This is a genomic window from Ahrensia kielensis DSM 5890, assembly GCF_000374465.1.
Classification (GTDB): domain Bacteria; phylum Pseudomonadota; class Alphaproteobacteria; order Rhizobiales; family Rhizobiaceae; genus Ahrensia; species Ahrensia kielensis.
Window position 1 is genome coordinate 633214 of record NZ_KB894528.1, and the last position, 12724, is coordinate 645937.

Below are 12724 nucleotides of genomic sequence, written 5' to 3' on the forward strand. Positions count from 1 at the left end.
CAAACACTTAATGTCCGAAATTATCGCGCGTCATGTAACGGTTTTTTTCAGAGTTCCAGTCAAATATCTCTTCAACTTGCGGATGACGAACGGGCGTGCCTGATTCATCCAGCACCAAATTTTGCTCTGAAACATAGGCGACATATTCAGAATCGTCATTCTCAGCGAGCAAATGATAATAAGGCTGCTCTTTTGAAGGGCGGACGTCTTCAGGAATTGAATCATACCACTCATCGGTGTTGTCAAATTCCGGATCAACATCAAAAACAACACCGCGAAACGGATAGAGCCGATGTTTGACGACTTGTCCGATTGCGTAGCGTGTTTCAACAATTTTTGTAGCTCTTTTACCCATATAGTTTAAATGACCTGTTCAATCGGGCTTTTCAAGGGCTTGACCATCAATCTGCGCGCGCTTTAAGCCTTAAATGGCCCGTATTTTCGTCTGTGAGGAACAACAATGGCAAGCATTATCGCGCTTGTACTGCCATTTTTTGGCCTGATAGCACTCGGATTTGCAACAGCACGCTTGACCAAACAGCCGCTTGAAGCGCTTGGTTGGATGAATACTTTCATAATCTATATTGCGCTGCCTGCATTGTTTTTCAAGCTATTGTCACAGACGCCAATCGAAGAATTAACGCAGTGGCGTTACATTCTGGCAACGACATTTTCCACCTATATCGCTTTTTCATTGGTCTTTGCGCTCGGCATTTGGCGCAGCAAAGGCAATGTCGCCGAAAGCGCGATTATGGGATTTGCAGGTGCCTATGGCAATATTGGCTATATGGCGCCGGGATTGGCTTTGCTGGCATTTGGCGAAGCTGCTGTTGTGCCTGTCGCGCTGATATTTTGTTTTGATAACACATTACACTTTGTTTTAGCGCCCTTGCTTATGGCACTGTCAGGCAGCGGCGACCAAAATGTGTCCAAGCTTCAACTCGTCGGGCAGGTCGCAAAACGCATCTTGTTGCATCCCTTTATTTTGGCAACAATTGTCGGTGTTTTAGCCGCTATATTTGAAGTTCAGCCACCAATAGCCATCGGCACATTGATTGATTATCTTGCCAATGCAGCTGCGCCATGTGCACTATTTGCCATGGGTGTTTCACTCGCACTCAGGCCGCTAAAACGCGTGCCGCAAGAAGCGATATTTATCGCCCCGATGAAACTCATCATACAGCCAGTCATCGTATATGTATTGGTGACTTCAATCGGCGATTTTCCGCCAATTTGGGTTTATTGTGCAATGTTGCTGGCAGCACTACCAAGCGCAACCAATGTCTTTGTTATCGCTCAGCAATATAATATCTGGGTGGAACGCGCGTCAGCAATGGTGCTTATCACCACTGTTTTGTCTGTATTTACAGTCACAGCTCTGCTTTATCTGGCAAAGAACAACTTAATTCCACTGTGAATCTTGATGTTTAACTTGGGCTGCTCACTGTTTTTCGCTTATCCACCAAGCTGCTTAGGACGTTGGAAAAACTGCTGCCCGGCTTAATGCCTTCGCGCATAAAAATACCGCGAAGAGGGCCGCCATATTTCAAAGCGCCCATGCCCAGTGCACGTGCCATATGAAGCGGAACGAACTCGCTGAGCAATGATCGGTTCAGCAAATCAACCGCGCCAGTACGCAAATAAATATCTGTGCGGCGTTTGCGATCATAATGGCTTGTCACACTGTTCGCACCAGCATCCTTAGGTGCGTTTGATAAAGCTGCGCCCAAATCTTCAACATCGCGAAAACCAAGATTAAGCCCTTGCGCGCCAATTGGCGGAAAAGCATGTGCTGCTTGACCAACAAGTACGCACCGCCGCTTAGCAAATTGATGCGCTAATGAACCTGATAGCGGCCAAGCTTGAACCTTGGTCGGATTGCTGATTTTCCCAAGCATGGATTGCATCTGCTTTTCAATGGCGAGGCAAAGCTCATCATCTCCCATTGCCATGAGCGTTTGAACTTCTTCAGGCTTTCGAACCCACACAAGACTTGATCGCTTTCCAGGAAGAGGAACCTGCGTAAACGGGCCTTCTACAGTATGAAACTCGGACGAAACAAAATTATGGCTGCGCGCATGATCAAACGCCATAACGCACGCTGTCTGCGGATAATCCCAGCGGCGAACATCAATGCCTGCCGATTGACGCACGATAGATTGCGCGCCATCAGCACCAACAACAAGTTGAGTGGTAATCTTATTGCCGTCTGACAATGTTAGCTCGGCCGCATCTTCACTGTAGTGAACGGCGCTCAGGGAAATAGCCATTTGCTGAATAGCCGGCGTGCCATCAATCGCTTTTTGCAAAGCTGCATTTAATATCCGGTTGGGGATATTAAAGCCAAATTCATTTTCGCCGATTTCTTCGGCTTTAAAGTCGGTTGTCGGCGCATGCAGCAGGCGCTTGGTGTCATCAACAATACGCAATGTGCGCAAGGGCGCAGCATGAGGCGCACAGTCATCCCAAACGCCCATGGCTTTAATGAGATCAATACTCGGCACCATAAGCGCGGTAGTGCGCGCATCGCTATCAACATGTGAGCCCGACGGCGCAAGAATAATGACACTGCGTCCATGGCTAGCACATTCAAGTGCGGCAGCCATACCCGTGGGGCCGCCGCCAACAACAACAATATCTGCACGTGAATGGGACATGGTATCTTATTCCATCATTATTCAACTGCATTTAAAATGGGGCAGCAGCGGCGCAGTGTCCACCGGCATGATGCCGCACATTAAAATTTACGTTTAAATACAATCTAGCTTGGGGAAAAGTCTTTTGAGACTTCTTGCGTATTGCGTGTGTGCAAGACTTGGTTAAAGTAGATTGCGATAGGGAGAGCATGTGTGGCTGCATCAGAAATTGCGCAAAGAAAACAACTCTTAGCAGTTGAAAACCTGACAAAGGTTTTCGGAACACTAAAAGCAAATGACGGCGTTGATTTCGATATTGACGAAGGCGAGATTCACGCACTTCTAGGCGAGAACGGCGCTGGCAAGTCAACCCTTGTCAAAATGCTCTTCGGTACATTGCAGCCAGATGGCGGCCAAATCCTATGGCGCAGCAAACCTCAAATTATCACAAAGCCTTCTTTTGCACGACAACTCGGCATTGGAATGGTCTTCCAACATTTTTCACTCTTTGACTCATTAAGTGTTGCTGAAAACATTGCACTTTCATTGGACGCCTCGACACCATTGTCAAAAGTTTCTGAAGAAGCTGAACGTGTTGCGGACAAATATGGTCTCTCTATCAATGCAGAGGCAATGGTTGGCGACCTGTCCGTCGGCGAGCGTCAGCGCGTCGAGATTATCCGCTGCCTTTTGCAAAAACCCAATCTGATCATTCTCGATGAGCCAACATCGGTACTCACGCCGCAGGAATCCGACCGTCTATTCGAAACATTGGAAACGCTGCGCAGCGAAGGCAAATCGATCCTATATATTTCGCACAAGCTCGACGAAGTTAAGCGTCTATGCGACCGCGCGACAGTGCTGCGTCACGGCAAAGTGGTTGGTCATTGCATTCCAGCGGACGAAACGCCTTCAAGTCTAGCCGCGATGATGGTGGGTGAAAGCATTCACACCATACGCAAAGTCGCGGATGAAACAGACAAAAACCGCGAAATTGTGCTGTCTGTTCAAAATCTCTCACAGAAACCAACGGGGCCATTTTCAACGGCGCTGAAGGACATTTCTTTTGACGTGCCTGCAGGCGAAGTGTTTGGCATTGCAGGTGTTGCAGGCAATGGCCAGTTCGAACTATTCGAAGCCATGTCAGGCGAGCGGATGCAAAAAGATGCCGCGATGATCACATTTCGCAATGATCCTATCGGTCACAAGTCAATCAATGAGCGCCGAAAAGCTGGTGCAGCTTTCTCGCCAGAAGAGCGTTTTGGTCATGCCGCTATCGCCACCTTATCTTTAGCCGACAATATTTTGCTGTCGCGCCATGCCAGCGATGCGAATGTCTATCTTTCCGGCGGTATTTTAAAAATTGCCAAACCAAGTGCTTTGCGAAAAACGCTGTCGCGTATTGTAGAAACAATGGATGTGCGCAAATCTGGAGAAAACCCAGATGCAGGAACACTTTCAGGCGGCAATTTACAAAAAGTCATTCTGGGTCGTGAATTTGATCGTCAACCATCATTGTTGATCGTCGACCAACCCACTTGGGGTGTTGATGCTGGCGCTGCGGCCCGTATCCGTCAATCATTGATCGACTTGTCAAAATCTGGCTCAGCGGTGGTTGTGATCAGTCAAGATTTGGATGAATTGTTGGAAATGTGCGGCCGGATTGCCGTTATGTCCGAAGGGCAAATGTCTGAACCGCAACAAGCATCCACCGTCACGCGGGAAACATTGGGGCTCTTGATGGGCGGTGCAAATGCGGGGCAAGCGGCATGATCCGTATTCAACTTGAAAAACGCGCTCAACATTCGGCAATCTTTAGCCTCACATCGCCCTTAATCGCGCTCGCAATTACTGCGACGCTTGGTGCGATTATGTTTTTGCTGCTTGGAAAATCGCCAACTGCAGCGCTATATTCCTATTTTATAGAGCCCCTGACCGACATGTGGTCAATCCATGAGTTGATGATTAAGGCTGCGCCGCTCATTTTAATTGCAACAGGCCTATCTATTTGTTTTCTATCGAACAATTGGAATATTGGCGCCGAAGGACAGTTCATTCTAGGCGGTATATTTGGCTCCGCACTTCCTATTTTATATCCTGAATTTACAGGCCCGATGGTGCTGCCGCTCATGCTAATCATGGGCATTATTGGCGGTGCCGCCTATGCGACAATACCCGCATTTCTGAAAGCAAAATTCAGCACCAATGAAATTCTATCGAGCCTCATGTTGGTTTATGTTGCTCAATTGTTTTTAGATTGGCTGGTGCGTGGTCCTTGGCGCAATCCAGAAGGCTTTAATTTTCCAGAATCACGCACCTTTCACGCAGACGCGATTTTACCAGAAATTTGGTTTGCTTCTGGCCGTGCCCATTGGGGTTTTGCCTTCGCCATTATTATCGCTGTGTTGATGTGGTTCGTCTTAAACAAAACGCTCAAAGGCTTTGAAGTGCGGGTGCTTGGCCTTAGCCCAAGGGCAGGGCGATTTGCAGGATTTTCCGAAAACAAAATGATTTACACCGCATTCATCGTTGCAGGTGGTCTTGCCGGACTAGCGGGCATTAGCGAAGTATCGGGCGCAATTGGCCAGCTGCGACCCGTTATATCGCCTGGCTACGGCTTTACAGCGATCATTGTCGCTTTCTTAGGAAGGCTTAACCCGCTCGGTATCATCGCCGCAGGGCTTATTCTCGCGCTTTCCTATCTTGGTGGTGAAGCAGCACAGATTTCGATTGGCGTCTCCAACAAGGTGTCAGCAGTGTTCCAAGGCTTATTGCTTTTTTCAGTGTTGGCTTGTGACACGCTCATCCACTACAAAATCAAAATCGTCAAAACCATGCGCGGAAAGGCGGCATTATGACCCCTGAAATCGCGATAGCTATATTCTTAACAATCGCAACAGCCGCGACACCGCTTTTAATTGCCGCGCTTGGTGAACTCGTTGTGGAGCGTTCCGGTGTTCTCAACCTTGGTGTTGAGGGCATGATGGTTATGGGCGCTGTCACTGGCTTTGGTGCAGCGCAAATTACCGGTTCTGCCTATCTTGGCTTATTGGCGGCCATCATTTGCGGCGCATTGTTCTCGCTACTCTTTGGTGTGTTGACGCTGTCACTTGCGACCAACCAAGTTGCGACGGGACTGTCACTCACCCTTTTAGGGCTTGGCGCATCGGGCATGATTGGCGAAAACTTTATCGGGCTACCGGGCATAAAACTCAAAGCTATCGAAATTCCGCTTCTTTCCGACATTCCCGTGATCGGCAGATTATTATTTGCTCAAGATTTGATTTTTTACATCTCTATTTTGCTCACAATTGCCATCTGGTATTTCGTCTTCAAAACGCGGGCAGGGCTAACGCTGCGCTCTGTCGGTGACAATCACACATCAGCCCATGCGCTCGGCATCAATGTGCTAAAAGTGCGCTACTTGGCCGTTATGTTTGGCGGGGCCTGCGCCGGACTTGCTGGCGCGCATCTATCGCTGGTTTACACACCGCAATGGACAGAAAACATGACTGCAGGGCGCGGCTGGATTGCGCTGGCACTTGTGGTGTTCGCATCTTGGCGGCCGCTTCGCATTGTTGCAGGCGCCTATTTATTTGGCGCGGTTACGATTGCGCAGTTCCACGCACAGGCGCAAGGTGTTGCAATTCCTTCACAATTGCTTTCTTCCTTACCATATATCGCAACAATTATCGTTCTGGTCTTGATTTCCACGAACAAGCGCATGACGATGAAAAACACACCAGCATCGCTGGGCAAGCCATTTGTGCCTGATCGGTAAGAGATAGACGGGGTAGGGCAAAAGCCGCAACCGTAAGGCACTGATACAAAATGAAATTATACCACAGAGGTTTGAAATGAAAAAAATTACAAAAACAATATTGGGAGCAGCAGCAGCTACTTTATTCGCCAGCAGCGCGATGGCGGCCGATGCTAAAGCTTGCTTTATCTATGTTGGACCAATTGGCGACTTCGGATGGAGCTATCAGCACCACCAAGGTCTTTTGGCTGTCGAAGAAGCCTATGGCGATAAAGTTGAAACGGCTTACCTAGAAAGCGTTCCAGAAGGTGCTGACGCAGAGCGCGCCATTGAGCGTTTCGCACGGTCGGGCTGTAACATCATTTTCACGACATCATTTGGTTACATGGACCCAACCAACAAAGTTGCTGCAAAGTTTCCTGATGTGAAATTTGAACATGCAACAGGCTATAAGCGCGACACAGAAAATGTGGCGACATATTCGTCTAAATTCTATCAAGGCCGTTACATTCAGGGCCAGATCGCAGCAAAATTGTCTGAAAAAGGTGAAGCAGGCTATATTGGCTCTTTCCCAATTCCAGAAGTTGTACGCGGCATCAATTCATTCATGTTGGGCGCGCAATCTGTAAACCCAGACTTCAAAGTGAAAGTTGTATGGGCCAACACATGGTTCGACCCAGGCAAAGAAGCTGACGCAGCAAAATCACTCATCGACCAAGGTGTTGATATTATCACACAGCACACAGACTCAACGGCACCAATGCAAGTTGCAGAAGAACGTGGCATTAAAGCATTTGGTCAAGCATCAGACATGATCGAATTTGGCAAGAAGACACAGCTAACTGCGATTATTGACGATTGGGCGCCTTACTATGTAGAGCGCGTTGGTGCAGTGCTTGATGGCACATGGAAATCACAGGATGTGTGGCACGGTTTGGCTGAAGGCAATGTTGTCATGGCAGAATATGCCAACATGCCTGATGATGTCGCTGCGATGGCAAAAGAAACTGAAGAGAAAATCAAGTCTGGCGAATTGGAGCCATTTACTGGTCCAATTACCAAGCAAGACGGCTCTGAATGGCTTGCAGAAGGCGACAAAGCCGATATTGGAACAATGTTGGGCATGAACTTCTACATCAAAGGCGTTGACGATAAGTTGCCGCAATAAGATTTAGATATATCTGATTTTAAAGGCGTCGCAGTAAGTGCGGCGCCTTTTTATTTGGTCGCTATAAAACTGCTACTGCTGCGTTATGTTTGGTGTCACATCGCATGCTTATTAAAATCAGAGCGAACATAATAATTAGGAAGATTGACGCGAGTGAAAAACCGCCTGCCATGGATAATAAAACAAATATCGGTGAGAAATATATCATCGCTAATGTTGATTTTTCATAAGGCATAAAACCTGCTTCCATACCGTGCACAACAACAAAAGCAGTAGCCGGTGCCAGCAAAAACATATCGTAATTAAGCCCGAAAGGCGTCACGATTAAAGCTGCCGTTAAAACCAGCGCTTTCTTAAGGTTAAGATCAATCTTGTTACGCGGCAACCATGCCCAGAATGTAACGGCGGCGACAAAGGCAGCGATAAGCCAATGCAAAATACTGGCAATAGAATCACCGAACCCAAAGATGCGTAATCCAGCATAAATAGAGATCATTTTTGCCCAGCTCACGAGCCCTTCGCGCATTGTCAAAACGGCATAATCTGCCTGCGCAAAAAACGATCCCCATACCTCAATGCCAAACACAAGAGCTGAAAGAAGCACCAATATGACAAGCGTGACACAGGCAGAAATAATCACGCGCCAATGACCGCCAGCGAGTAAAATCAAAGGAATAAGCAAACCTAATTGCGGTTTAAAAGTTAAAAGCCCGAACAACACACCTGCGAGAATGGGACGGCGCTCCAGCAAAAGAAGCCCGCCGCCAAACAAAGCAGCAGAAAGAAACGCGTTTTGTCCGTGTGAGATTGTCAAAAAAGTTGCAGGGAAGGCGAGTGCCAACAAAAATAAATGTTTGGGTTTTCCTGCGATCTGAACAAGCACCCAAAACGCAGCACCAAATGTTACAAATACCCAGAGCGCAAAAGCTGCATAATAGGACAATCCACCAAGTGGCATTAAATACATCAAGTAGTGTGGTGGGTAGAAAAAGGCGAAGTAAACGCTTTTGGGGAACAAGGCCAATTGAGCTGGCTCAAACTGAGAGCGTTCATAGGGAACGAGTGGATTTCCCGCAACAGCCTCACGCGCAGCAGTCCAAAAGCTGATAAAGTCAGAACCATAAGGTGCACCGCTGGGCAACATCCACCCGTTGGAAGCAAGCACATATGTCATTGCAGCGATCGTAAACACGACGATCACTGCCGGATAGAAAAGTAACCTGTCTTTATCAATCCAAGCGCCGGTTCTAATGCTGCTTAGCATAGTGCGTTCCTACCATTTAAAACATTGAAACCTGTTTAGCAGGCAGACTTTTACGGGGCGTAAACGGGAAGATTGCACACAATGTATAAATTGCACAAAAAAGCGCCCCGAAGGGCGCTTTGATTTTGGGTTGCCAAATAAATAATGGTACTTTCAGTGATGTTGGCCAGCAAGCAGGCAATGGAAATGGAAATGTAGCAAAATTCTCTGACGCACTCAGCGCCAACGGAAAGCCTACAATTGATATGTCTGGTGTTGATGCCACAATCGCGACAACAGTTCAAAAGATCCACAGCTTGCTATCTCTATTTAATGAAGCCAATGGCGCTGCAAAGGCTACGGAGAGCAGAGTTGAGCAGGACATCAACCGGAATTTTAGTGATGGCGGGGGAGCTTGGTAATTTAATCTTGGCCAGCAGAGTTCATTTTATCCGAAACAATTCATGCACTAATCCACCATTCAAATTGAGGGACAGATTGCTACTAGCTTAGTAATACAGATAAGCTTTCTCGATTATGATTCTCTTGGGGGACGAGGTGGCTAAGAAAAGATCGTTGAGCTCTGATGAACTTGGAACTTCGGGGGAACGTAAGTTCCCAACCTATTGCGCTGGGTTAGTTGTTAACAAATCCACGGAAGATCGGGCAGGGTGGGATTACCTTCTGGATGCCACCAATGAAGATGTCGCTAAAGAGGATTTTCAAGATCTGGCGGACGATATTTTATCTGCAAAAGTACAATTAAAAACGCTTTGGCACGATAATTCCCGCGTAAAAATCAAACTAAGAGCGCTGCAGCGTTTGACTTCGTATAATGGTCCCGCCTTCTTAATTGTGATGAAATTGAATAATGATCAAGAGGTGGTCGGCCTATTCGCCAAACATGTGCTCGATGATTTCTTCGAACTGGCGCTGAGGAAACTAACACTTGCTGGGCAATTTGTTGAGACTAATGCTGCATCGTCATTTACCGTCGATAATAGCTGGACAGAAATTTGTTATAGTGAGGCGTATTGCGTCCGTAATTATTTAAACTCTGTCCTGAAACAATATTCTTCAGGAGTAGAATACGCTCAAAAAAAATCTGACCAGAGGAAGAATCTCGGAGTTGATACCGGATCTCACCGGATGGAGTTCTCTATAAATGGAGAGGAAATTGAACAGCTTTTGGACGCGTCAATAGGCCTGTCTGCTGCGACAATATCTAAGGGAAAAATTTTCCAGAAAAGATTTGGAATTGAGCGTGTTATACAACAGCTACCCACTGGAACCAAATTTAAAGCTGTAATTTCAAAAAGTAGTGGCGATTTTTGCACTTTGGCAAATTTAGATGAAGATGGCATTCCCTCAAACCAAATTGTGGGTCAATTAATAACGCCTCCTGCCCAATTCGTATTTAATGACCATTCCAAAGTCAGGTTCATTGGCAACGGAATAGAAATGCGTATTAGTACAGGTAAAAAGGAAACTGTAACTTTAAATATAGACTACAATGCAAAACTCCACGCTCAACAATGGCGACAACTCAATGACTTTTTAATTGCGTTTTCCGGACCCGTTTCAGAATTCACTCTCAAAACGCAATTAGGCTCAGCAGCTTTCAAAGTAACTGAAGGAGCGTTAATAACTTCATTGATTGAGCCAGTTGTTCACCTTGTCAGTAAACTACATATTATTTCGGCCATTTGGAAAGCATTTGATTTACCCGAGGAAAAGTTTTCGCTTTCGGATTTTTACCAGTTGGGTGAATGTGTGTCACAAGCTTTTTACTTAACTAAAGTGAACGAAGGGCACCTAAAGCTATCTTTTGAGAAAATAGAGAAAGAACCGCTCGGCAAACTTGATCGGATTTGTTTTGTTCGACGAATAAAAATGTTTGGTGCAGACATCGCGTATTGGCTTGGTGCACAAGTTTGCACGATCGAAAGCAATGGCAGGCATGAATTTGTCATTCAACGAATACTTGGAACAGGAAATTGCGCAGCTGCACTTTTTGACGCCGACACATTCGTCAAGCCATTCTGTCAAAAACACAAAATCGAGATATCAATTTATGAAAATGAAGTTGGTTATCAACGTAATGAAATAGAAGGTTACCATCTGGTGGTCAAAACTTGATGCACCTACCAAATCAAAAGACAACCGTGCGCCGCAATCAATCTTCCTCCTATTCGTCAAGCTTAACCATATAAGATTTACGTTTCGAAATTTTCTTTGCCTCCACATGAAACTTAAACCGAGAAAGAATCGATAGAGTAACAAATAAATAAAAGTTGGAGTGGGGTCAGAAATGGGGCTGAATATCACAGCAAACAAAAAAAGCGCCCCGAAGGACGCTTTGATTTTGGTTTGCCAAATAAATGGCAGAGGGGGTGGGATTCGAACCCACGGTACGCTCTCACGCACGCCGGTTTTCAAGACCGGTGCCTTAAACCGCTCGGCCACCCCTCCAAACCGCGCTCCTAATGGCATGACAATTCGATGACCGCAAGATCAATCCGCCATTGATGCAAGATTTTTTTGATTTTCTTCAAATCCAGAGGATCCGGAGTGTGTTAAGGGCGTAAATATTGCCAATATGCGCAACTGAACGGACATATGTTGAATGAAATTACAGGGGCCAGCGCATTTTTGGGAATCATTTTGCTTACCAACACAGTACATGCAGGCAAACAATTGAGCGGCATGGCTTTTAAAAGCCTCTTATTTGGCAAAATATTCATTTGAATCATTCTCTTGGCGGTAAATTTCCATTGGAATATAGAACCAAGAGAGCACTGAAATGAGTTTGCGAAGGCGGCTAGACGGATAAAGCGCGCATGGCTGCTCATTAATAACAAAATAACCCTGTTAGAAAATGTGATTTAAGCTGTGGTCTTTTAGACTTGGCTAAAAACAGGCTTTTGTGTATGCCAACCATCGATGGTGGACATATTATATAAAAATAGAATCAAATCTTGGGCATGCCTTATATTGGGCAGTGCCGTTTTATCTGCGTGTACATCATCTACGTCCCATATTGGCACGAAATCCGGCACGCCGCGCACAAAGATTGACTTTACAACGCCCGGCGCAATCGACAATGGCGCAACTTCAGGTGAAGAAAACTTCACCGAAAGCGCCTATGGTGTTTCTGCCAGCCCACGTGTTGCAACCGGCACCAAATTACCGAGGGGCGGCGGATATCTGAAAATCGGCTCGTCCTATGTTGTAAAAGGCCGACGCTACCATCCGACAGAAACCCCGAAGCCAGTTCAGTTTGGACGTGCTTCTTGGTATGGAAAAGCATTTCACGGACGCAAAACAGCCAATGGTGAAGTCTATGACATGAACCATTTAACGGCAGCACATAAAACAATGCCGCTGCCGAGCTATGCCCGTGTAACAAATGTTAAAAATGGTCATTCTGTTATTGTTCGTGTGAATGATCGCGGCCCATTTTCAAACGACCGCGTAATCGATCTTTCAAAACGCGCTGCTGAAATTTTGGACTATACGCTTCTGGGTACAGCTGAAGTGAAAGTCGAATATGTCGGACCAGCGCCATTGCACGGCCGCGATGATGATTATTTGATGGCTTCTATGCAAGGACTGCCCGGAAACCCGATTATGCCTTTGCCGGGCGTTGATGCAAATGTTCTGACAGCATCTGGCTCGAATATACCAGCACCGCGCCCACATGTGCCTGTGTCTGCCTATGCAACACAGCGCGTTAGTGCCGCTTTCGACATTTATAAAACCGAAAAAGCCAGCCTTCTTTGGAAGCGCATGAACGCGCGCAACTAACCAAAACTAAAATTGATATTTGCAATGCTGATCTGGCACGCGCTACAAGGGACATTCCTTTGCTTCAGAGTGTTCCTGATTAATTATGATTACTTCACTTAAATCTAGTT

The 12724-nt window shown here is 46.4% G+C and carries 11 protein-coding genes and 1 tRNA gene; 8 read left to right on the forward strand and 4 right to left on the reverse strand.

Annotated elements, in window-relative coordinates; all coding sequences use genetic code 11:
• Window positions 1-7 precede the first annotated feature (7 nt).
• Complete coding sequence (gene hspQ / locus C504_RS0103105; RefSeq protein ID WP_018687843.1) at window positions 8-355, reverse strand: heat shock protein HspQ; 348 nt, start codon at window positions 353-355, stop codon at window positions 8-10.
• Window positions 356-460: 105 nt separating this feature from the next.
• Between hspQ and C504_RS0103110 the strand changes: the two genes are divergently transcribed.
• Window positions 461-1417, forward strand: coding sequence for an AEC family transporter (locus tag C504_RS0103110; protein ID WP_018687844.1), 957 nt, complete (start codon window positions 461-463; stop codon window positions 1415-1417).
• Window positions 1418-1427: 10 nt separating this feature from the next.
• Here C504_RS0103110 and C504_RS0103115 read toward each other — a convergent pair whose 3' ends face one another.
• Window positions 1428-2657, reverse strand: coding sequence for a UbiH/UbiF family hydroxylase (locus C504_RS0103115; protein WP_018687845.1), 1230 nt, complete (start codon window positions 2655-2657; stop codon window positions 1428-1430).
• A 192-nt stretch (window positions 2658-2849) separates the two neighbouring features.
• Here C504_RS0103115 and C504_RS0103125 point away from each other — a divergent pair, with 192 nt between their 5' ends.
• From C504_RS0103125 to C504_RS0103140, 4 genes are all read left to right on the forward strand, one after another.
• Entirely contained in the window at window positions 2850-4409 is a 1560-nt protein-coding gene (locus tag C504_RS0103125; protein ID WP_018687847.1) for an ABC transporter ATP-binding protein, read from the forward strand.
• A complete protein-coding gene (locus C504_RS0103130) occupies window positions 4409-5494 on the forward strand; it encodes an ABC transporter permease (protein WP_026317179.1) in 1086 nt (361 codons plus the stop codon). The genes C504_RS0103125 and C504_RS0103130 overlap by 1 nt, the downstream gene beginning before the upstream one ends.
• A complete protein-coding gene (locus C504_RS0103135; RefSeq protein WP_018687849.1) occupies window positions 5491-6417 on the forward strand; it encodes an ABC transporter permease in 927 nt (308 codons plus the stop codon). The genes C504_RS0103130 and C504_RS0103135 overlap by 4 nt, the downstream gene beginning before the upstream one ends.
• Before the next feature lie 76 nt (window positions 6418-6493).
• Window positions 6494-7564 (forward strand): BMP family ABC transporter substrate-binding protein, encoded by a 1071-nt coding sequence (locus tag C504_RS0103140; protein WP_018687850.1) that lies wholly within the window; start codon window positions 6494-6496, stop codon window positions 7562-7564.
• 61 nt (window positions 7565-7625) lie between these two features.
• On the opposite strand, the gene C504_RS0103145 is transcribed toward C504_RS0103140, so the two are convergent.
• Window positions 7626-8828: a glycosyltransferase family 87 protein gene (locus C504_RS0103145; protein WP_018687851.1), complete on the reverse strand. Its 1203-nt coding sequence runs from the start codon at window positions 8826-8828 to the stop codon at window positions 7626-7628.
• Window positions 8829-8953: 125 nt separating this feature from the next.
• Between C504_RS0103145 and C504_RS0103150 the strand changes: the two genes are divergently transcribed.
• Both C504_RS0103150 and C504_RS0103155 read left to right on the forward strand, forming a co-directional pair.
• Window positions 8954-9229: a hypothetical protein gene (locus C504_RS0103150; protein WP_018687852.1), complete on the forward strand. Its 276-nt coding sequence runs from the start codon at window positions 8954-8956 to the stop codon at window positions 9227-9229.
• A 154-nt stretch (window positions 9230-9383) separates the two neighbouring features.
• Window positions 9384-10946 carry a hypothetical protein gene (locus C504_RS0103155; RefSeq protein ID WP_156815835.1) on the forward strand — a complete coding sequence of 521 codons (1563 nt, stop codon included), beginning with the start codon at window positions 9384-9386 and terminating at the stop codon, window positions 10944-10946.
• Window positions 10947-11189: 243 nt separating this feature from the next.
• On the opposite strand, the gene C504_RS0103160 is transcribed toward C504_RS0103155, so the two are convergent.
• A tRNA-Ser gene (locus C504_RS0103160) sits at window positions 11190-11279 on the reverse strand.
• A gap of 522 nt (window positions 11280-11801) precedes the next feature.
• On the opposite strand from C504_RS0103160, the gene C504_RS19065 reads away from it, so the two are divergent.
• The gene (locus C504_RS19065; protein ID WP_425393367.1) at window positions 11802-12614 is read left to right on the forward strand and encodes a septal ring lytic transglycosylase RlpA family protein; all 813 of its coding nucleotides are present in this window, start codon (window positions 11802-11804) and stop codon (window positions 12612-12614) included.
• The last annotated feature ends 110 nt before the right edge of the window (window positions 12615-12724 follow it).